Consider the following 21,616-nt stretch of genomic DNA (forward strand, 5'->3'; position numbering starts at 1 on the left):
CCGTCAGGCCGGGCCGCTGCGGCCGGCGAAGGGCAGCCAGCTGAAGAGCTGGCTGCCGATGACGCGGATCGCCGCCCATACCGCCAGGCCCAGCGCCACCAGCCCGAACAGCCAGTTGCGGCGGCGGCGCATGCGCTGCCCCCGCGAGCTGAGCACTGGGATCACCACAACGGGCTGCACGCCGAGACGGCGCTGCACCTGCTCAGCACTGCGCAGAGCCGGGCTGAACATCTCCAGCCCCGCGGCAAGGATCAGCGCCACCATGCCGCTGGCAAGGGCGCCGGCCATGGCGATTTTCCGGCGGCTGGCGCTGACCGGGTAATAGGGCGGGCGGGCCCGTTCGAGCACCTCGAAGCGGGCCGCATTGTCTTGTGCCTCGATCTCGTTGGTCAGCGCCGCCTCGGTGCGGCGGGTGGTGACGGCGGTGTATTCGGTTTGCAGCAGCTCCAGCTCGCGGGTGATCGCCTGGAGCTGACGCTCGACCTCGGGCGCGGCATCCAGCGCCGCTTCGATCTCGGCGATGGATTGAGCGACGAGGTCGCTCTGCTGCTGGATCAGCGAGGTTTGGCGGGCCAGTTCCTCTTCGCGCAGCCGGTCGGCGCTTGTCTGCAGTTCGATGATCTCGCCGTCAAGCTCGAGCTTGCGCTCCTGCAGCTGGTTGAGCCTCAGGCGCTGCGCTTCCAGCGCATCGGGCAGGCTGCTGGCATTGGCCTGCTTGAAGCTGGCCAGCTGATGCTCCTTGGCATCGATCGCGGCGCCGACCCGCTGCTCTTCGGCACGGAAGAACTCCAGCGTACGCGCGGCACGGCTGACATTGCGCTCTTCGGCCTCGGCGACGATCCGGTCGACGATGGCATTGGCGACATCGGCCGCCAGCTCGGACGACGGCATCTGCACGGTGACCGTCAGCCCCGAGGGCTGGGCATTGGGCTGAAAGGCCTGGGCGGGGTCGAGGATCTTGGTGATCCGCGCATCGTTGCGCAGCTGGATCACCTTGTTGTCGGGCGGCATTTCGGGGCCGTAGAGATCAAATTCCTCGATCAGCGAGAGCAGCGACTCGCGGCTCATCAACTTCTGCTCGATCAGGTCGAGCTGCCGGTCGGCCGAGATGACGGCGCCGGTCCCGGAATCGTTGATCTGCGGCGATTCGATCTGGATGACCGCGGCGGCCATATAGGCCTTCTCCTGGCTCAGGGCGAACCAGACAGAGGCGGGCAGCCCGATGGCCAGCACCAGGATGATCAGCCAGGCGCGCCGGCGCAGGATATGCAGGATGGAGCGGGGGGACATGGCGGCTCTAGGCCTCCTGTTCTGTGCGGCGGGCGGGCGAGGGGATGCGACGGCTCATATCAGCTCCCCAGCCGTTCGGCGCGCATGCGGCGGCGGCGCGCCATCAGGGCGGCGCGGCTATCGTCTGCCGGCTCGGGGGCGGGCGAGGTTGCCGGGCGCGGCTCGGGGGCGGGGGGTTCTGCCGGGGCCGGTTTCAGCGTTCGCGGCAGGGGCGACGCGGTTTCCGCCGAGAGGGTCGCGACGCGCGCGGCCAGATCGCCAAGGCGGGGCGAGCGGAAGATATCCGTCACCGCCAGCCGCGGCAGGCCAAAGCGGGCTTTCATCGCGCGATGCGCCTGCACGGCGAGGATGGAATGGCCGCCGAGGTCGAAGAACTGCGCCTCCGGCCCCTCCGGCTCCACGCCCAGCAGCTCGGCCCAGATGAGGGCGATCTCGCGCCGCGCCTCGGCCTCGCTGATCCGCTCGGCCGGGCCGGCGGGCGCTTGCGGGGCCGGCGCTGGCGGCACGAGCGTCGCGATGGGCTGCGCTGCGGGCAGCGCTTTCTCAGCCAAGGCTACCGGCTTGGTTGCCGCGCGGGGCGGCTGCGGCGCCGGCAGTGCCTTGCGGTCGAGCTTGCGGTTGGGCGTGAGGGGGAACTCATCGATGCCCACGATGCGCGAGGGCACGAAGTGTGCCGGCAGTGCCGCGGCAAGCCGCGCCTTCAGCGCCGCCTCATCCGCCGCGCTGGCGGGGCGCACGTAGGCGACAAGGCGGGGGCCCGCCACATCCTCGCGCAGCACCACGGCGGCCTGCGCCACATCCGGCGCCGCCTCCAGCACCGTTTCGATCTCGCCAGTCTCGATGCGGTGGCCGCGCAGCTTGACCTGCCCGTCGGCCCGCCCAAGGAAATCGAGCGCCCCGTCGGCACGCCAACGGGCCAGATCGCCGGTGTCGTAGATGCGCCCGCTCAGCCGGAACGGATCGGGGCGGAAGCGCTCTGCCGTCAGCTCCTCGCGCTGCCAATAGCCCTTCGCCACGCCCTCGCCGCCGATCCAGAGCTGGCCGGCCACGCCCACGGGGCAGGGCTTGAGCGCCTCGTCGAGCACATAAACCTGCGTATTTGCGATGGGCGTGCCCACCGGCGCGATGGTTTGGGAGGCATCGGCGGCGGCGGTCGTCGACCAGATGGTCGTCTCCGTCGGGCCGTACATGTTGAGGATCTGGGCAGAGGTGATGCCGCGCAGCTCTTCGATGAGCGTCGCGGGCAAAGCCTCGCCGCCCAGCATCAGCACCTCCAGCCGGGCCAGCGCGGCGCGGCTGTCATCGTCATGCAGCAGCATGCGCGCCATCGAGGGAGTGCATTGCAGATGGGTGACGTCGTGGCGGGCGATCTGCGCGGCGATGGAGTAGTCGCCCTCTTCCGGCGCGGGGCCAGCGCACTGGCGCACGACATCCGCCAGCGGGCGCAGGCCGGCGAGGACGGTGTCGGTAGGTATGCCATAGTCGATGAGGCAGGCCACCTCGCCCACCCCGATGGCCGCCAGCTCGGCGACACGGGCACGGGCATCGGCCTGGGTGCCGAAGAGGCCGGATTCGTTGAAATAGCGCTCGAACGCATGGTCGAGCACCGCCTCCATCTCGTCGTCCGACAGGGTGGTGAGGTCGAGATCGGCGGGCTTTTCGACGCCGGCGGGCTTCTTGAAGGCCGGGAAGGCCCAGGCGTAGCCCTTGATGAGCCCGGCGGCGGAGCGAAGGTAATCCTTCATCGGGCCGCGCGCCGCGGCCATCGCCTGCTCCCGCGTCTCGGCGATGTAGCTGTGCAGCATCATGGTGACGGTGAAATCCGCGGGGTCGTGGCCCGCTTCGCGGAGCGCGTCGTGATAGAGGACGATCTTGTCCTTCACCTCGGCAATGCTCTGGCCGAGGAGATGGGTGAGCACATGGGCCCCCATTCGCCCGGCTTCGCGCCAGGTGTCGGGATTGCCGGCGGTGGTGACCCAGAGCGGCAGCTCTTTCGAGACGGGGCGCGGCTGGGTGACCACCTCGTGCAGGGCGCCATCGGCGCGCGGGAAGGCGACGGCCTCGCCAGCCCAGAGGCGGCGGAGCTGGCCGATCGTCTCCATCATCGCGCGCTTGTTGTCGGGCGGGGCGTTCTCGGGGCGCAGCACGAAATCATCGGGCTGCCAGCCGGAGGCGATGGCGAGCCCTGCGCGACCGCCGGTGAGATTGTCGATGACGGCCCATTCCTCGGCGATCCGGGCGGGATGGTGCAGCGGGGCGACGCAGGAGCCGGACCGCACGCCGATGTTCTGTGTCACGGCCGCAACCGCTGCGCCGGTAACGGAGGGGTTGGGATAGGCGCCGCCGAAGGCGTGGAAATGCCGCTCGGGCGTCCAGACGGCGGTGAAGCCGTTCGCGTCGGCGAATTTGGCGCCTTCGATCAGAAGCCGGTAGGTGTCGGCCCCCGGCGCGGCGCCCTCGGTGTTGCCCCAGTAATAGAGCGAAAAGGCCATGGCGGGGCCGCTGGAGTTGCTGCCACCGGAGGGCAAAGCGCGGCTTTCCTCGCCGGAGAGGACGACGCGCACGCCGCGCGCCAGTGTCCAGAACAGTTCGAGCACCGAGATGTCGAAGGAGAGCGAGGTGACGGCGAGCCAGCGTGCGTCGCCCTTGAGCGGCACGCGGGCATCCATGCCGGTGAAGAAGTTGCTTACGTTGCGATGCGTCAGCATCACGCCCTTGGGCCGGCCCGTGGAGCCGGAGGTGTAGATGAGATAGGCCAGATCGCCCGGCTCGCAGCCACCCTCGGGCGGCGCGTCAGCGGCCTGAGGCACATCTTCCGTCAGTACCAAAGTGGCATCGCCGGGCAGGCCGGGGGCGAGCGCCTTTTCCGTCAGGATGACGGGGGCGCCGCTGTCTTCGATGTAGAGCGCCAGGCGCGAGGCGGGATAGGCCGGGTCGAGCGGCACATAGGCGCCGCCGGCCTTCCAGATCGCCAGCGCGCCGGCGATGAGATCGGCGGAGCGGGTCAGATGCAGGCCGACCAGCGTGCCGCGCGTGACACCGGCGGCGCGCAGGGCATGGGCCAGCGCATTGGCCCGGGCGCCCAGCGCGGCATGGGTGATGGCGCGATCTTCGAAGGCGATGGCCACCTCATCCGGCTCTTGCAAGCCGGCCTCGGCGATCTGCGTGTGGATGGCGCGCCGCTCGTCAAAAGGCTGGGCGGTGTCGTTCCAGCCCGTCAGCAGCAACTTGCGCTCGGCCTCGGGCAGGATGTCCTGCTCAGCTGCCGGGCGGTCGTGCCGGGCCTTGGCGACGAGGTGACAGAGGCGCGAGGCGATCAGGGCGAATTGGCCGGGCGACAGCTGCGCCGGGTCGCCATGCAGCACCTCGCCTGCAAGCGTCAGGGCGGCGCCGGGCAGAGGGCCGTCTTCACCCAGCGCAAACGCGGGCATCGGCGCGGCGCCGAGCTGGCGGCGGGCGGGCATGTCGGCGGTGAAGGGGCCGCACTTGCGGGCGACCGCGATCTCGGCCTCCAGCGCCTCGGCGGCGCGGGCGAGCGGGAGGGCGGCGTCAAAGCGCACCGGCCCCCAGGGGCATAGGTCGAGCGGATGAGCGGAGGGCAGCGACAGGGCGAGGGCATTGCCTTCGCCGGAGAGGCGGGACGCGAGCGCCGCGAAGAGCGCCGGGGTGGCGCCGGGGATCACCTCCTGCAAGGGTGCGCCGCCGGTACCGTCGGCAGCCTGCAGAGCCATCGGCGCCATGTTGGCCAGGCGGGCGGCCCAGGCCGGCTCGGCCCGTGCGGCGCGGGCGACGGCTTCGTCGGCGCGGCCGATGAGCGGCAGGCGGCTGCCGGCAGGCGGCGGGGCATCGAATGGGCCGGTCAGGCGCAGCGCGCCCTCGCCGGTCGCCACAACGACAGCGCCGGGGGTGCTGCCCAGCACCGTGCCGGGCTCGCCGCCGCCGGCCATGGGTTCGGCGCCGCTGACAGTGACGCGGCCATCGGCCAGAGCGAGCTTGGGCAGGGCCAGCGGGTTGGGATAGCCGCCATGATCGAGCGCGCGCACGAGGCGGGCGAGCTCTTCCGCCGGCTGGCGCAGATCGAGCACGCCGAACTGGGGCGCGCCGTCGGCCAGGCCACGATAGCCGCGCCGGGAGAGATCCTGCTTGCGGCGGGGCGGGTTGCCGGCGGCGAGCAGCGAGAGCAGCTCGGGAAAGCTCTCCAGCGCCGCGTCGAAGCAGCGGGCGTTGAGCGTGAAGGCGGTGTCATCATCGGCAATGTCGAAACGACGCTCGACGATCACGTCGCCCTCGTCGATGCCGCCCTCGATGAAATGCCAGCTGATGCCGTGCCGGCGCTCGCCCTCGATCAGCGCCCAGACCGGCGCGTTCAGCCCTGCCCGCTCGGGCAGCGGGCCATCGTGGAAGTTCACCGCGCCCTCGCGGCCCACGGCCAGCACCTCGGGCGGCAGAACCGTGAGGTTCGCCGCCGAGATCAGCCAGTCGGCCTGCATCCCCACCAGCCGCTCGGCGAGGCCGGGCCCCGGCGCTACAGCGGGCACGCCCGCCCCGGCAGCCCAGGCCAGCAGGCCGGGATGGCGGGAGACGACGGCCGTCAGCTTGTGGCCCGCGGCATGGATCTCGCGCGCGCATTCGGCGGTCAGCGCTTCGTCACCGATGAGCAGGAACGTTCGCATTCTCTCGTCTTTCTCTGGCGGCGGCGGGAAGCAGGGCAGCAAGGTCGTGGCGGATGAGATCGCGCAGGAAATGCGGCGGATCGCTGGGTGCCTTGCCGGTCAGCAGGCAACGCGCGCGGTGGATCAGCCCCCCGGCCACATGCGCCAGCGTGGCGCCGGCGGCATAGAGGGCGCCGTGGTTCTTGATGAAGTAATGCAGGCGCGAATCGAACCAGTAGCCAGGCACCCGCGCCCATTCGTACTGGCCAGTCGATTTCGAGCCGAGATGCCGGACGACCGAGTTCTTGACGAAATGCGTCTCGTATCCCGCGAGGCAGGCGCGGCGGCACAGATCGGTCTCTTCGAAATAGAGGAAGAAGCGCTCGTCGAAGAGGCCGATGCTTTCGAGAATCTCGGCACGGATCATCATCGAGGCGCCGGCCAGCCAATCGACCCGGCAGTCGCCCTCGGGCAGCAGTAGGGGCACGACGTGATTGCGCAGCAGCCGGCTGATCGGCCCGGTGCGGGCAGCGCCCTCGAATTCCGACCGGATGGAGGGGAAGCGGAATTGGGTCTGACGCGGAGCGCCCTCTTCGCCCACGAGCAGCGAGCCCGCGATGCCCGCCCGGGGGTTGGCCTGCAGGTAATCGGCCAGCGCGCGGATCGAGCCGCGGGTGGGGAAGCTGTCGGAATTCTGGATGTACCAGTAATCCACCTTGGGCCGGTCGGGCAGTGGCGTGAGCACGCCATGGTTGTTGCCCGCGCCGAAGCCGCCGTTGCGCCCGCTTTGCAGCACGCGCACGCGCTTCATGCCCAGAGTCGCCGTCAGCAGCCGCTCGTAGGAGCCGTCCTGGCTGTCATTGTCGATGATCGTGATGAAGCCCTGCAGCCCCTCCATCTCGGCCAGCGTCGCCTGGAGCGCGCCGAGCGTCATCTCGGGCGTGCGCCAGTTGAGGATCAGCACATGGATGAACGGGCTCATTGCGCGGCCTCCTGGTAAAGCCAGGGCTGCCGGCGCTGGGGTGATTGGCGCGAGGGTGCCTTGCGCTCGGCGGCGGCGATCACCTTCGCCATGCGGGCGGCGAGGACACGCACATTGGGTTCAAGCACCATGGAATCGTGGTTGCCGGGCACTTCGAATACCTCCAGGCGCGGCACAGAGGGCCGCCAGCCATTATCTTCAGTCACATAGGCGCGGTCTTCATCGATCAGCCGGCCTTCGCCGACCTGCCACTTGCCGGTCAGCGCCGGGCGGAACAGGGCCATCGGCCCGTCCCACGGGGCGACCTGATATTGGGCCGCTGCGCGCAGGAAGGCGGCGCCGATGTCGGTATTGCTGCTGCCGATCCGCTCGTCGAAATCCGCCTTCTTGCGGTTGAGCTCCCAGGCGATGCGGCGCGCCACCCAGCGGAAGGGATAGGCCGCGCCGCCGCGCTTCAGCTCCATCAGCTGGATCATCGCGCGGTCGCGTTTGCTGAGCGGCTGGCGCTGCGGCAGCGGCGTGTCGAGAAGGGCCAGCACGGAAACCTCCTCGCCCGCCGCCTTGAGCTGGCGGGCGATCTCGTAGGCCGTCAGCCCGCCGCCGGAGAAGCCGCCGAGCATGTAGGGCCCGGCAGGCTGGAGGGCGCGCATCTCGGCGATCATCGCCTCGGCGGCCTCTTCCATCGTCTCATGCGGGGCGTCGCCCTCGATGAGGCCGCGCGATTGCAGGCCGTAGAAGGGCCGCTCGGTGCCGAGCAGCTGGCCGAGATGGCGCAGGTTCAGCACGTTGCCGAACATGCCGGCAACGAGGAAGAACGGGGTCTTCGCCCCGCCCTCACCTTCGTGCAGCGGCACGATATGTGTGAAGCGGCGCACCGGGGCGTCAGCGGTCTCGGGGGTGGCGGCGGGGCTGGCGCCCGTGCGCGCCTCGATCAGCGCGGCGAGACCGCGGATCGTGGGCGCCTCGAACAGCACCGAGAGCGGCATGTCGACTGCCCATGTCTTGCGGATCTGCGTGAACAGGCGAACGGCGATCAGCGAATGGCCGCCGAGATCGAAGAACCCGTCATCCACGCCCACATCCTCGACGCCCAGCAGCTCGCGCCACATGGCGGCGAGGCGCTTCTCGGCCTCGGTCTCGGGCGCGGCATAGTCGCTCTCCATCGCCGGGCGGGCGAAGGCGGCGGGGCTGGCGGCGGCGGCTTCGGCTTCGCGGCCCGCCGCCTCGATGAGCGCCGGCAGCGGCATGGAGCTGAGGGCGATCTGCGATGTGCCGCTGGCGAGGGCGCGGAAGAACAGCTCCGCCCCCTCCTCGGGCTTGATGCCCTGGCTGAGCATGTGGCGCAGGCGCTCTTCGCCGGGTGTCAGCGCGGCCTGATGCGTCTCTCCCTCGGGCACCGGCGCGGCGAAGCGGAAGCCGCCGGCCAGCTCGCGCATGGTGAAGCCGGAGATTTCCATCGCCACCGCCCCGTCGGGCGCGGCGAGCGTGATGTCGAAGCTGGCGCTGCCTTCGGTATGGCCGGCGACGCGCATGTAGCTGACCAGCTCGCTGGGCAGCGGGCCGTAGACGCGGACGGAATCGTAGGAGACCGGCACCCAAAGGGCGCGCCCGTCGAAGCCGGGGGCAAGGTCGACCGCCCAGCCAGTCGCCATGTCGAGCAGGGCCGGATGCAGGGCGAAGTCCGAGTCCCCCCGGGCCTGCGGGGGAAGGCGCAGGCGGGCCATGCCCTCGCCATCGCCGAGCCGCCGCTCGACCACGGCGCCCCAGCGGGGGCCGAAGCGCAGGTTGGCAGCCTGCGGTGAGGGGATGGCGCCGCCGACGGGCGCCCGTTCGACAGGGGCGGAGGCGAGGTGGGCTTCCAGCGCAGCCACATCCATCACCGGCGGGGCCGGGAGCGGCAGTAGCGAAATCTCGGCCTCGGCATTGGGCGCAAAGCCGCCGCCGGGCAGCGCGCTTTCGGCGCGGAAGCGGTAGCCGGCCTCGCTGCGCTCCAGCGTCACCGCGAGGCGGGTCTCGCCACGGTCGGGCACGCGCAGGGGCGAGAGAAACGCCAGCTCCTGCAGCTCGAAGGGCTGGTGCTCGCCCCGGGCATCGAGGGCCTCGGCGGCCAGCTCGATATAGCCGGTGCCGGGCAGCAGTGCGTCGCCGCTTGCGGTGCGGTGCTCGTCCAGCAGCCACTGGCCCGCCGTCAGGCGCCCGGTGAAGCGGCGATGGCCGTCGGCATCGAAGCTGGCCGTGGTGAGCAGCGGCTGGCCCGCAGGCTCTTCCGGCGCAGGTTCCGCCTGGCGGGCGGCCATGGCCTCTGCCGCCATGCCGGCGCCCTGCCAGATGCCCCAGTCGAGCGTCACGGTGCGCGCGGACCCGAAGGCACCGGCGCTGGCGAGGCCGTCGAGATAGGCGTTGGCGGCGACGTAATCGGCCTGCCCCGCCGCACCGATCGCGGCGGAGGTGGAGGAGCAGAGCACGGCCAGCTTCAGCGCCGTGTCGCCGGCGAAGAGCCGGCGAAGCACGTCGGCGCCGTACAGCTTGGGCGTCAGCACCTCTTCCACCGCAAGCGGCGATTTAGCGGCCATCAGCCCGTCGTCTATCTTGCCGGCGGCGTGAACCAGCGCGGTGACGGGGCCGAAGCGCTGTTCGGCCGCGGCGCGGGCGGCGCGCATGTCATCAAGGTTGGCCACATCCGCGGCCAGAACGAGCACCTCGCCGCCGGCCTCTTCCAGCGCCTGAACGGCGCGCAGGCGGCGGGCGAGCCGGTCGCCCGGGGCGGAGTTGCGCAGGATCTTGGGCCAGTCGGCGCGCTCCGGCAGGGCGCTGCGCGAGATCAGCGTCACGCGGGCGCCATGGCGGCGGATCATCGCTTCGGCCAGCGTCAGCGCCATGCCGCCCAGACCGCCGGTCAGCAGAACATGCGCGCCCTGCGGCAGGCCCGCCTCCTCTGCCGTTTCGGCAAGGGGCGCGTGGCGCCAGGTCCGGGCCCAGCGCTTGTCGCCGCGCAGAACGGCCTCGGCGGGGCCGGCATCCGGAGCCGGCGGCTCGGCGAAGAGCTCTTCGAGCAGCTTGTCTTCCAGCGCGGCTCGGTCTGCCTTCCTGCGGGGCAGCACCAGGTCGAGCGTGGCGGAGGTGACAGCCATCTCGCGCGGGATCACGCGGGCCGGGCCGAGCGCAGTGGACTTGGCGGGCTGCGCCAGCGTCTCGCCCGGCGCGGCGGCGGCGCCGGTGGTGAACGTCATCAGATGCGGGGGCTCGCCGCCCTCGGGCAGATGGTCGCCCAGCGCCTGCGCCAGATGGAACAGGCTCCAGAAGCCCTGCTCCTGCACGCGGTGGAAGAAGGACGAGCCGGGGCGGAAGCTCTCGGCCTCAGTCACCAGCCAGAAATGCCCGATGCGCTCCGGCAGCTCTCCCAGCTCGGCGAGGCGGGCGAAGAGCTGGTCGTAGCCCTCGCGCCCCTGCTCAGCAGGCAGGGTGAAATCGCCGCTCTCCGCTTCGGCGAAGGCATCGCCCGGCGTGACCAGCCGCACCTTGTGGCCGGCGCTGCGCAGACGGGCGGCGAGGCCCTGAGCCACCCCCCCCTCGTCGGCGAAGAACAGGAAGCGGGTGCTCGGCAGTTCGGCCAGCGCGGTGATGTCTTGTTCGCAGGGCGCATAGGCGGGGCGCCAGGCAGGCTGCCAGGCCCAGCGCGCCATGTCGGGCTCGCGCATCGGCAGCGGCGCTTCGGCCCCGGCCTGATGACCCGGCTCGATGAAATAGCGCTGATGCTGCCAGGGATAGCTCGGCAGCGGCACGCGGCGGCGCGGGCCCTCGCCCCAGATCTGCGCCCAGTCGAACTCGCCGCCCATCGCCCAGAGCCGGGCCAGCGTGGTGACGAAATGCACATCCCCCGGCACGCCGCTCTGGCTGCCCGGCAGCGTTTCAGCCACACGCCCGGCGCCGATGCCGCGATGCTGGCTGGCCAGCTGCAGCAGCCCCCGGCCGGGGCCGAGCTGCAGGAAGACATGGGACGGGTCTTCGGCCAGATGGCTGAGCCCGTCGTAAAAGCGCACGGTGCCGCGCAGATGGCCAACCCAGTACTCGGGGCTCATCGCCTCGTCATCGGTCAGCGGCCGCGCGAAGCGGTTGGAAATGATCGGGATCTGCGGCGCCTTGAGTTCCAGCCGCTCAAGATAGGCGCGGAACTCGCCCAGCACCGGATCGAGCAGCCGCGAATGGGCCGCGATGTCGATGCCCACGCCGCGGGCTTCGATGCCTTTCTCCGCCAGCCGCCGCTCAAGCCTCGCCAGCGCGGCGGCGGTGCCGGAGGCGACCGTGAGATCGGCGCCGTTGATCGCGGCGATATCGAGCTCGCCGTCCAGCAGCTCCTCGAGCTCGGCGGCGGGCAGGTTGACCGAGAGCATGCCGCCGGGCGCCACACCGTCCATCAGCCGGCCGCGCAGGGCGACGAGGCCCAGCGCATCCTCGAAGGTCATGACGCCCGCAAGACAGGCGGCGGTGTTCTGGCCGAGAGAATGGCCGATGAGAGCGGCGGGCTGCACGCCCCAGCTCATCCACAGCCGGGCCAGCGCGATTTCGGTCACGAAAAGCAGCGGCAGCTGGATCGAAGGCTTGCGCAGCAGCTGCTCGGCCTGCGGATGCTGGCCGAGCCAGATGGCGCGCACCTCGGGCTCGTCGGCCTCGATCAGCGCCAGGCCCCTGTCCATCCATTCAGCGAAGACGGGCTCGGTCTCGTAGAGATCGCGCCCCATGCCGATAGCCTGCGAGCCGCCGCCGGGGAACATGAACACCGGCCTGGCCGTGCCCGGCATGGCGCTGTGGCTGAAGACCCGGGAGGTGTCGCCCGATTCCAGCAGCGCCGCCGCCTCGTCATGGCTGGCGGCGACGACGACGCGGCGCCTGTCGAAGGCGCGGCGACCCTCTTTCAGCGTAAAGGCGATATCGGCGAGCGGCTGGTGCGGCGCGGCGCGCAGATGCGCGGCGAGTTGCGCCGAGGCGGCATCGAGCGCGGCATTGGTGCGGGCGGAGAGCACGAGCGGCTGGAAGGGCCAGTCGCTCTCGCCGCTTTGCGGCGCGGCGGGCGCTTCCTCCAGCACGATATGGGCATTGGTGCCGCCAACGCCCAGCGCCGTCACACCGGCGCGGTTGGGCGTGCCCGTTTCGGGCCAGCTGGTCAGGCGGTTGGCGACGCGGAAGGGCATGCCCTCGAACCCGATGGCGGGGTTGGGCGCCTCGTAGCCGAGCGACGGCGGGATCTGCCGCTGGTGCAGCGACAGGGCCGTCTTGATGAGGCCGGCGGCGCCGGCGGCGGTGTCGAGATGGCCGATGTTTGTCTTGACCGAACCGAGCAGCGTGGTGCCGCCCGTCGGCCCGAAGGCCTCGCTCAGCCCCGCGACCTCGATGGGGTCACCAAGGTAAGTGCCGGTGCCGTGACATTCGACATAGCCGATGCTGCCCGGCTCGACGCCGGCCATGGCCTGCGCCTCGCGCACAACGGCGGCCTGCCCGTCGACGGAAGGGGCCAGATAGCCGGCCTTGGCGGCACCGTCGTTGTTGAGCGCACTGCCCTTGATCACGGCCCAGATGGTGTCGCCATCGGCCAGGGCATCCTCCAGCCGGCGCAGCGCCACGACAGCGGCGCCAGAGCCGAAGACGGTGCCCTTGGCGCGATGATCGAAGGCATGGCACTGCCCGTCGGGCGACAGCACCTCGCCCTCGCGGTAGATATATCCCCGCCCTTGCGGCAACTCGATGGTCACGCCGCCCGCCAGCGCCAGATCGCATTCGCCGAGCAGCAGCGATTGGGCGGCGTAGTGCGTCGCCACGAGCGAGGTGGAGCAGGCCGTCTGCAGGTTGATGCTTGGCCCCTTGAGGTCGAGCACATGGCTGAGCCGGGTCGAGAGGAAATCCTTGTCGTTGCCGGTGTGGCGCAGCAGGAACCGGCCCGTCTCGCGCGCGAGGGCGGCATTGGTGAGCACGTTCTCGAAATAATAGCTCGGCTGGCCCGAGCCGGCGAACACGCCGACGGGCCCCAGCCCCTCGGGCGGGTGGCCGGCATTTTCCAGCGCCTCCCAGGCGACTTCGAGGAAGACGCGGTGCTGCGGGTCCATCACCGCGGCTTCCTTCGGCGAGAGGCCGAAGAACTCTGCGTCGAAATGGTCGAACTGGTCGAGCGGGGCGCCGAAGGGCACGTAATCGGGCCGCGCGATCACCTCGGGCCGCTCGCCGGCGGCAATCAGCTCTTCGCGCGAGAAGCGGCGGATGCTGGACAGGCCGGCAGAGAGATTGGCCCAGAACTGGCCGAGAGTCGCCGCGCCCGGCAACCGAGCCGCCATCCCGACAATGGCGATGTCGCTATGAGCGGACTCAGACATGGTGGCAGCAACCCCTCTTTCCGTCCTCCGCCTATGCCCGGCCAATGCGGCGTATTTTGGACGAATTCGACATAATTCCTGTCTAGCCCGCGAAGGAGGTCAGTTCACCAATCTGTGGCCACCGCCAGACGAGCAAAGCGCCGCCGATTGCCAGCCAGGCGAGCAGCGCGAGAAGATCGTGCCGCGGGTCCCAGGCCCGGTGGGTGCGGGCCAGCCAGATGATCGCCGGCCAGCTCGCAAGATGCGCAGCACCGAGGCCGAAGAGCGCGCCCAGCAGCCCGCCCATCCAGAAGCCGATGGAGATGCCCGCCACCACCAGCGCGGCGCGGATGGCGGTAAGCACGAAGAACCGCCGGGAATCGGCCGCGGCCAGCGCGGATTGATCGTAGGTGACCACGATGATCGCCGGCACCTGCATCACCGCCATCATCGACGTCACCGCACCGGCAGAAGCGTAGCGCGGATCGTAGAGCAGCGCGACAATCGGCGGGGCCAGCGCCGCCAGCAGCAGCGAGCCGCCGCCCATGACCGCCGTGATGGCGGCACGGGCACGCGACAGGCGGGCAGCATTCTCGGCCGAGACGGAAGGCGGGCTGTCGCGATAGAGCGGGATCATGATGCGCCGCGAGATCGTGTAGCCGAGCAGCAGCGGGAACGAGGCGAGGAAGTAGCCGATATTGTAGAGGCCGAAATCGTGGGTGGAGAGGCCCTTGCCCAGCACCAGCTTGTCTGCCTGGTGGATGGCGAAACCGGCAACGGTGGAGAGGAAGATCCACTTGCCGAAATGCATCAGCTCGCTGGCTGCGGTGCGGTCGAGCCGCAGCCGATTGCGATGACCGGGCAGGAAGAGCGTCAGATAGGCCGCCGTCGCCATGCCCGCCGCCACGTTCGAGATGACTAGCGCCCAGACAGAGCGGGTGATCAGCGCCAGCCCGACCGCCACGAGAATGCCCGTCGCCTGCGCGGCCAGCTCGATGGCCATGACGCGGCCCACCTGCATATGCCGGCCGGCCTGCTCCATCCGCGTGGGGCTGAGGCCGTAGAAGATGAGCGAAAGCGCGGCCACGGGCAGATAGGCGGTCAGGGCGGGCTCGCCGAAATATTCCGCCGCCGGCCAGGCCAGCACGCAGGCGGCAAGCCAGAGCAGCACGCCGCGACCGATATGGATCGTCCAGGCGGTATCGAGGAAATCGGGATCGTCGCCGCGCTTGGATTGCATGATGGCGGGGCCAGAGCCGAGATCGGAGAATTGCACCAGGCCCGACACGATGACGGTGACCATGGCCATGACACCGAAGGCCTCGGGGAAGAGCAGGCGCGTGAGGATCAGGTTCGAGATCAGCCGCAGCCCCTGCCCACCCGCATAGGCGAAGAGCGTCTGCACCGAGGTGCGCGCGGCGCGCTGCATCAGGCTGGTACCGCGCAGGAGATTGACGAAGGCGGTCATGGCGCGCTGTCCCGGTGGTGGCGCCTGGGGGCCGGTGTGGAGGGGGGCTGTCTGCCCCCCGCCGCCTTTGGCGGCCCCCCCGAGGATTTTCTCAGAGCAAAGACAGGGGAAGGGGAGAGGCTCATCGGGCGCGGCTCCATCCGGTGGCGGCGCGCGTGCGGGTGGCGAGGGCGACGGCGGAGTAGAGGCCCATCGACAGCGGGTCGCGCGCGGCGAGGCGGAGGGCGCCGGAGAGGCCGAGGCGGGGCTTGTCGTCATTGGCGAGGAGCGCCGGGTAGAGCGCGGCGATCTCGCGCACGCCGGCATCCTGACGGCGGCGGACGCGCACGAGGCTTTGCCAGCTGTCTGCCACCGGCCAGTCATAGGGGGCGTCGGCCATCAGGCGCTCTTCGGGCGCGAAATGCAGGCGCGCGAAGGTATCGTCGGAGATGATGTCGGGCCAGGCGCCCCAGCGGGCGCGGCCGGCGGCATTGACCGCGAAGAGCCCGGCGCCGGGCACGCCCTGGGCGTAAAACGGCAGGCGGGCCCAGGTGCGGGCATAGGCGCGGGCGACGGGGCTGGTGGCCGTCATCACCATGCGGCCGGAGGCGTAGGTGGGGGCGGGCCTGTCGAGGAGAGCCGCGAGCGCCGGCAGCAGGAGTGGCGACATGGTGACGTCGGCATCGAGATAGAGCCGGGCAGGCAAGCGGGCGGCGGCATCAGCGGCGTTGAGGGCGCCGGGCTTGCCGGGTTCGGGGCGGTCGATCACCTCCAGCCGCCAGCCACGCGCCGTGAGCGCGGGAGCCGCGGCGCCGGCCTCGGCAACCGTCGCATCGCGGCAGGCATTGGCAGAGACGATGATTTCCAAGGCGCAGGGCACCGGCCCGGAGGCCGCCAGCGCGGCGAGGCAGGGGCCGATCTGGCCCGCCTCGTTATTCGCCGGAATGATGATGCTGATGCCGTCCATGGGTCCGATCTGGCGAGAAGGCGGGGTTAAGTCCAGCCTGGCGGGCGGGGCTGGAGCACCCTGCCGGTTGCCCGGCTCAACTTGACCGCGATGGTGGCCATATTGCGGCTCTCAGGGGGTGATCGCACGCTCTTCCCCGTCGTCGAAGCGCAGCCGCTCGACATGCGCCGCGCGAATCGTGCCGAAGCGCGAGGTGAGGACGAGGACGCCGCCCTCGCCGCGCTGGTACCAGTCGGAGCCGGCGCCGGGCAGCAGCAGCCGATCGTCACCCTCGCCGCCGTCGACATAATCGACCGAATAGCCGCTCACCCCCGGTGCCAGCACATCGTCGCCTTCCAGCCCCAGCAGGGCATCGCCGCGGGCGGTGCCAGCCAGCTCATCCGCCGCTTCGGAGCCGCGCGCATAGAGGCCGGTCTCGAACGTGCCCTCGGGCCGCGGCGCGCCGGAGCCGCCGGCGTTGAAGGCGAGCAGGGCGCGCCAGCGCGGGTTGTCGTCACCGCGCACCCGCTGGCCGCCCCATGAGCCCCATTTGCTGGGCAGCGAGACATCCACGAAGTTCATGAACGGGCCGGCGCCGAGCGCGGCCCAGGCGGCCAGCATTTCGCTGTAGAGCTCGGCCATCTGGGGCGAGTAGTTGAAGCGGATGAAGAAATCCGTGGCCAGCTCGTCATTGCTGAGCGCCCCGGTGCCCACCACATGGCTACCACCCTCGTAGGCGACCAGCTGGAGCCCATGGCGCGCTGCGGCCTCGGCATGATGCGGCCAGAGCTCGCTCAGAAGCTGGCGGAAGGAGCCTTCGCGCAGGGCCTCGGCCGCCTGGGCAAAGCCGTCCGGCGCCTCGGCCCAGGCGTGCACGGTGCCCGCCATCTCGTCGGAGCCGAGTTCGATGCCGAAATACCCGGTGACGGCATAGGCGTCGAAGCTCTCGTAGGGCGGCGCGGCGCCTTCCGCCACGGCGAGGGGCGCCTCGAGCAGCGGCACCTCCAGCCCCGGCCAGCCGGTATGCACCCCGATGACGCGGACGAGCCGTTCCGGCGCATCGGCGAAGGCGGCGGCCCAGATATCGGCAATCTCGGCGGCGCGCATGCCGGCAAACTGCATCCAGCCGTCGTTCTGTTCGCCCCAGCGCGCCTCAGCCTGGCTCAGGGCCCAGTGCGTTTGCGGGAAGGTGAAATTCCACAGCTCGTTGGAATATTCGACATAGACCTTCAGGGCCGGGTCGAGCGCCTCCTCCACATAGGCTGCGAAGGCGGCGACATAGGCATCATCGGCGAGGTGCGGCATGTTCACCCAGATGTCGGTGCCGGCGGCATTGCCGAGCGCCACCAGCGCCTCGACCGGGACGCCGCGCCAGCTGTAGGAGAAATCGCCGGGGCGGGGCCTGTCGGCGATCGTGGCCAGCGGCGAGCCGTTCGTCTGCATCCAGTCCATGAAGCGCAGCACGCGGAAAGTCCCGGCCAGCTCGATGAACTCGGGATCAAAGATCGCGCCGAGATCGTGCAGGGGTTTGAGATCTTGGCGCACGACGCTGATGTCGCGGATCGGGTCGTTCGGGTCGATGCTGCGGATGCCGATGGAGACGAGGCCATTGCCCGGCACATAGCGGAACTGGCCGCTGTGCACGCCGACACGCACGTCGCGGGCCGCACCGCCGATGGACAGCCGCCCCTCGCCCGCCCATTCGACGAGATAGATGCCCTCGGTCGTGGTGGCCTCGGGGGGCAAATCGGTGAGCAGGAAGGTCTCGATGAACTCCGCGCCCTCGGGCATGCGCAAAGGCCAGCCCTCGGGCGAGAGGTCGCCATTGGCCTGCATCTGCTCGATCGTGATGCCACCCCATTGCCCGGGCAGATGGCCGATCCAGGGGCGGGCCATCTTCATCTGGTCGATGAAGGGCTGCTCCGTCGAGTAGTCGGAAATGCCGGTGAGCCCCATGCCCAGCGCCGGATTGTCGGGCGCCTGCTCCTGCGCGGCGGCGGGCAGGGCGAGGAGGGCGGCGAAGAGGGTCGCGATCAGATGGCGGGGCCGCATCAGGAGGCTCCTTCTGTCTGGGAGGCGGGGGCGAAGACGGGCGGCGCCGGGCGCACGCCCAGCACCCAGTCGTAGGTAGCGGAGACGAACTCGGCTTTCGCGGCCCAGGTGTAGTGGTGCAATGCCATCTCGCGGGCGCGGGCGCCGGTGGCGGCGACCTCTGCGGGGGCATCTGCGAGGCGGATGAGCAACTGGGTGAGAGACGGCACAAGGGTGGCGCGGGGGGCGAGCGGCACGAGGTAGCCGGTGCCGGGGGCGATGAGTTCGCCGGGGCCGGCGTAATCGACGACGAGGGGGGCGAGGCCCATCGCCATCGCCTCGAGCACCACGCCGCCGCCGAATTCGCGGATCGAGGGGAAGAGGAGCAGATCGGCCTGGCCGGCGGTGGCGGCGACCTCGGCATGGGGGAGCCAGCCGTGGAAGGTGACGCCGCTCGTCAGACCCTGACGGGCTGCCTCGCCCTTCAGCGCCTCGGCCATCGGCCCGTCGCCAATGATGTCGAAGGTCATGCGCTCCTCGCGGATCAGCGGGGCGGCAGCGGCGAGCGCCATGTCGGGGCCCTTGTAGGGCACGAGGCGGCCGATGAAGACGGCGCGGAGGGGCCCGGGCGCACGCGGCGGCTTGGCGGGGAAGCGGGCGGGGTCGACCGCGTTCTCCGGCAGCCAGATCGTGCGGTCGCGGGCTGTGCGGGGCAGCTCCCCCGCCGTATGGCGCGAGCCGGCGAGCACGGCGGCGGCATGGGCGAAGGTGGCACCGCGGCCCGGCAGCGCCTTGTGCGCGGCACGGAAGGGGGCGAGCCACTCGCGCTCGGCGCGGCGCTCGGCCTCGAAATCCTTCGGCCAGAGCACGCCGCCGTTGAGCGGGCCGAGCACGAAGGGCACGCCGATCTTCGCGAGCCGGGCCGCCAGCGGGCTGGGCGCGGTGGGCGAGAGCGGCGTGATGCGATGCACCAGCGCGAACTCGCCCGCTTTCAGCCGCGCCTCGAAGGCCCGCCAGACCAGCCGCTCGAAATAGGGATAGGCCAGCGCGCTCACCGCCTGCAGCGCGGTGAAGCCCTTGCCGCCGGTGCCGCCCAGCCGCTCGCCGAGCTTCCAGGCCGGGCGCATCAGCGCCTCGCTGTCGATAAAGGTGACATCGCGCCCCTCCTGCAGCCCGGCGCGGAGCACTGCGTCGCGATTGCGGATCTGGGTGACGAGGTGGACATCCTCGCGCTCCGCCAGCGCCTGCGCCAGCGACCAGCCGACCAGCGGCACCGAGACCCACTCGGGGTTCGCGGCCTCGGCGATAAGAAGGATGCGGCGGGCCATCACAGCACGGTGCGCAGCGGTGCGGGCGCCGGGCGGCGTTGCGGCACGAAGCCCTCGGCATAGCCCAGCATGCCGCCGGCGATGAGCCAGGTCATCGGGGTGAGCGTGGCATTGGGCAGCAGGTCCACCACGTTGATACTGTGCAGCAGCAGGATCGGGCCGATCACCGGGGCGATGGTGCCGGGCAGGGAGGAGATCGATTTTCTCCAGAGCAGGAAGATCGGCAGCACTAAGAGCCCGAATTCCGCCAGAAAGCCGATCCAGCCAGAGACGCCGATCGAGATGATCCAGCGCCCGTCGGGCACCGAGATCTGCTGGCCGCTCACCTCGTCACGCACCAGATTGCGGCCCCAGCTGCCCCAGCCGAACAGCGGTTTCTGCTCGGCCCGGTCGAGCAGCATGTCTTCGTTGACGAACCGGTATTCCAGGCTGGCGGCACGATCGGCGCTGGCACTGCTGGCCGCCGCGAGGATCTGCTCCTGTGGGACGAGCCCGAGGCCCTTTGCCGCCGGGTAGAACAGCGCCAGGCAGGCCAGAACCGCGGCGATGTGGATCTGCCCGCGCGAGGGCAGGAAGTAGATCAGCGGCACCGCGAGCATGGCATAGAGCAGCGAGGCCAGCGACTTGCAGGCGACCAGCACCAGGAAGAGGTAGATCGCCGCCGCCAGCAGCCCGGCCCGGCGCGGGCCCTCGCTTTCGCGCGCCAGAATGGCGGCGGCAACCACCGCTGTCATGCAGAAGAAGGCCGCCCAGAGCCCGTGGTAGAGGAAGACGATGGGGCGGAAGCCTTCGCCCCGGACCATCTGCTCGAAGCTGTGCTGGAAGAAGCCGTAGATCCAGATGTTGAGCTGCGGCGACAGGCGCACCTCCAACAGCATGGGCAGCGAATAGGCGAGCCCGCCAATGACGAGCCCCCAGAGCAGATCCTTCTGGTTGTGCGGCTGGCTTAGCAGGGCCCGGGCCAGCAGGAAGGGCAGCAGGATCAGGGCCTGCTGCACGAGGCTGGCGAGCGCGTCATGCGGGCTGAGGGCCGGCAGGTAGATCGGCCCCCAGACGACCGGATGGGTATTGGTCAGTGTCGTCGCCAGCGGCGTGAAGAGAAACAGCGCCACCAGCACGCGCCCCGCCAGCGACGAGGGCATCAGCCGCAGCCCGTCGCGATGCATCGTGATCACCAGGATGAAGGCGACGAGCGAGGGGATCGTGTCTTTCGTCAGCGGCGGCAGCAGCGGCAGGTCGACCCCCGCGGGGGCGGGCGGCAGCAGCAGATAGGCGATCAGCATCGAGGCGATCAGCGCGCGCCCGGCGGGCAGAACCCGAAAGAGCAGGAACGAGGCGAGAGGCCAGGCGATCAGCGCAAGCTGGGCAATGGCGTTCGGCATCAGCCGCGCCCCCGGTAGCCTGCTGTCTGTCTGGTAACGCTCATCATATCGCTCGCCCGGATAGTAGCACGCCGGGGCGAAAAGGTGTCACCGGGGCAGCGCCCCGGTGGCATTTCCCGGTCACATCCTTGCGGGCAGCGCCCGGCGGCGGCTCAAACTCCGGTGCCCGCCGCCACCACGCGCACGGTGCGCAGCATGACCCAGAGGTCGGTGAGCAGCGAGACGCGGGCGTAATAGGCGCTGTCCCACTCGGCCCGCTCGCGGAAGCTCGATTCGTTGCGCACCGAGATCTGCCAGAAGCCGGTGATACCGGGGCGCATCGCGTAGTATTCGCGGCCCGGGTACAGCTCTTTCTGCGCGGGCAGCATCGGGCGCGGGCCGACGAGCGACATCTCGCCCTTCAGCACGTTGATCAGCTGCGGCAGCTCGTCGAGCGAGGTCTTGCGGATGATGCTGCCGATGGGCGTGATGCGCGGATCGTTGGTCAGCTTCTGGCGCTCTTCCCATTCGTCACGGGCCGAGGCGGAGCGGGCGAGCAGATCGGCGAGCAGTGCATCGGCATTGGGCGCCATCGAGCGCAGCTTGAGGATGCGGAAGGTGCGCCCGTCGCGGCCGAGCCGCTCTTGCGTGTAGAAGGCGGGGCCACCGTCGCGGCGCACGAGCAGCGCGAGGATACCGACGATCAGCAGCACCGGCGGCAGCGCGATGAGGCTGAGCACGATGTCGAGCCCGCGCTTGAACAGGCTGTGGTAGGGGCGGTGCGACAGATCGGCATACGCCCGAGCGGGAGCGAGGGGCAGGTCGTTTGGCGTCTGGAGGCCCGCGTAGGCGGGGCGAAGCATGTCAGTCACAATTCCCTCCCCAGGGAAGCCCGCAAGCGGGCACAGATCGAGGCACCGCCCGCTCGGCACGTTGAGCGGGCGCCGAAAGGCGCGTATCTCTCATGCGGCTCAGGCTTTGGCCGGTTCGCGATGCGCTGCGGTCACCGGGCATTCCGGCTTGCGCTCGGCCTGCCGTTCGGCTGGCCGGTGGCGTCGGTCGCGGGATCATGGGCAGCTCGCGACGGCGCCACGAAGAGACGTAACCACTCGTTTGGATTTGTCGTCAATTATAGGAAAATTGTGGGAGGGTTCGAACGACCTTGCGTCGCGGGGTCAGGTGGCCCCTCGGGTCACGGTGCCGTGACAATTTGGCAGCGCGAGGCGCCGAATTTGCTC

Annotated in this window: 10 protein-coding genes; all 10 read right to left on the bottom strand. The window is 70.4% G+C overall.

All coding sequences use genetic code 11. The features are described from left to right. Nucleotides 1-3: 3 nt before the first annotated feature. Complete coding sequence (locus ACXN5S_RS01035) at nucleotides 4-1,290, bottom strand: GumC family protein (protein WP_458603534.1); 1,287 nt, start codon at nucleotides 1,288-1,290, stop codon at nucleotides 4-6. 59 nt (nucleotides 1,291-1,349) lie between these two features. Continuing rightward, nucleotides 1,350-5,963, bottom strand: coding sequence for a MupA/Atu3671 family FMN-dependent luciferase-like monooxygenase (locus ACXN5S_RS01040; RefSeq protein WP_458603535.1), 4,614 nt, complete (start codon nucleotides 5,961-5,963; stop codon nucleotides 1,350-1,352). Then, the gene (locus ACXN5S_RS01045; protein WP_458603536.1) at nucleotides 5,938-6,924 is read right to left on the bottom strand and encodes a glycosyltransferase family 2 protein; all 987 of its coding nucleotides are present in this window, start codon (nucleotides 6,922-6,924) and stop codon (nucleotides 5,938-5,940) included. Before ACXN5S_RS01045 ends, ACXN5S_RS01040 begins: the two co-directional genes overlap by 26 nt. Beyond that, nucleotides 6,921-13,286 carry a type I polyketide synthase gene (locus ACXN5S_RS01050; RefSeq protein WP_458603537.1) on the bottom strand — a complete coding sequence of 2,122 codons (6,366 nt, stop codon included), beginning with the start codon at nucleotides 13,284-13,286 and terminating at the stop codon, nucleotides 6,921-6,923. Before ACXN5S_RS01050 ends, ACXN5S_RS01045 begins: the two co-directional genes overlap by 4 nt. A gap of 82 nt (nucleotides 13,287-13,368) precedes the next feature. Beyond that, nucleotides 13,369-14,733, bottom strand: a complete 1,365-nt coding sequence (locus ACXN5S_RS01055) for an oligosaccharide flippase family protein (RefSeq protein ID WP_458603538.1) — start codon at nucleotides 14,731-14,733, stop codon at nucleotides 13,369-13,371. Nucleotides 14,734-14,854: 121 nt separating this feature from the next. Further along, the gene (locus ACXN5S_RS01060) at nucleotides 14,855-15,679 is read right to left on the bottom strand and encodes a glycosyltransferase (protein ID WP_458603539.1); all 825 of its coding nucleotides are present in this window, start codon (nucleotides 15,677-15,679) and stop codon (nucleotides 14,855-14,857) included. 111 nt (nucleotides 15,680-15,790) lie between these two features. Next, nucleotides 15,791-17,710 (bottom strand): hypothetical protein, encoded by a 1,920-nt coding sequence (locus ACXN5S_RS01065; RefSeq protein WP_458603540.1) that lies wholly within the window; start codon nucleotides 17,708-17,710, stop codon nucleotides 15,791-15,793. Beyond that, entirely contained in the window at nucleotides 17,710-19,017 is a 1,308-nt protein-coding gene (locus ACXN5S_RS01070) for a glycosyltransferase family 4 protein (protein ID WP_458603541.1), read from the bottom strand. Before ACXN5S_RS01070 ends, ACXN5S_RS01065 begins: the two co-directional genes overlap by 1 nt. Further along, a complete protein-coding gene (locus ACXN5S_RS01075; protein ID WP_458603542.1) occupies nucleotides 19,017-20,399 on the bottom strand; it encodes a hypothetical protein in 1,383 nt (460 codons plus the stop codon). The genes ACXN5S_RS01070 and ACXN5S_RS01075 overlap by 1 nt, the downstream gene beginning before the upstream one ends. Before the next feature lie 152 nt (nucleotides 20,400-20,551). After that, nucleotides 20,552-21,241 carry a sugar transferase gene (locus tag ACXN5S_RS01080; protein WP_458604065.1) on the bottom strand — a complete coding sequence of 230 codons (690 nt, stop codon included), beginning with the start codon at nucleotides 21,239-21,241 and terminating at the stop codon, nucleotides 20,552-20,554. Nucleotides 21,242-21,616: the final 375 nt, after the last annotated feature.

Source organism: Pseudoroseicyclus sp. H15, from assembly GCF_054353345.1.

What these genes read in the sequence shown, in the direction of transcription:
- ACXN5S_RS01035 (WP_458603534.1), bottom strand. Translation starts at nt 1,290, where the DNA reads ATGTCCCCCCGCTCCATCCTGCATATCCTGCGCCGGCGCGCCTGGCTG.
- ACXN5S_RS01040 (WP_458603535.1), bottom strand. Translation starts at nt 5,963, where the DNA reads ATGCGAACGTTCCTGCTCATCGGTGACGAAGCGCTGACCGCCGAATGC.
- ACXN5S_RS01045 (WP_458603536.1), bottom strand. Translation starts at nt 6,924, where the DNA reads ATGAGCCCGTTCATCCATGTGCTGATCCTCAACTGGCGCACGCCCGAG.
- ACXN5S_RS01050 (WP_458603537.1), bottom strand. Translation starts at nt 13,286, where the DNA reads ATGTCTGAGTCCGCTCATAGCGACATCGCCATTGTCGGGATGGCGGCT.
- ACXN5S_RS01055 (WP_458603538.1), bottom strand. Translation starts at nt 14,733, where the DNA reads ATGACCGCCTTCGTCAATCTCCTGCGCGGTACCAGCCTGATGCAGCGC.
- ACXN5S_RS01060 (WP_458603539.1), bottom strand. Translation starts at nt 15,679, where the DNA reads ATGGACGGCATCAGCATCATCATTCCGGCGAATAACGAGGCGGGCCAG.
- ACXN5S_RS01065 (WP_458603540.1), bottom strand. Translation starts at nt 17,710, where the DNA reads ATGCGGCCCCGCCATCTGATCGCGACCCTCTTCGCCGCCCTCCTCGCC.
- ACXN5S_RS01070 (WP_458603541.1), bottom strand. Translation starts at nt 19,017, where the DNA reads ATGGCCCGCCGCATCCTTCTTATCGCCGAGGCCGCGAACCCCGAGTGG.
- ACXN5S_RS01075 (WP_458603542.1), bottom strand. Translation starts at nt 20,399, where the DNA reads ATGCCGAACGCCATTGCCCAGCTTGCGCTGATCGCCTGGCCTCTCGCC.
- ACXN5S_RS01080 (WP_458604065.1), bottom strand. Translation starts at nt 21,241, where the DNA reads ATGCTTCGCCCCGCCTACGCGGGCCTCCAGACGCCAAACGACCTGCCC.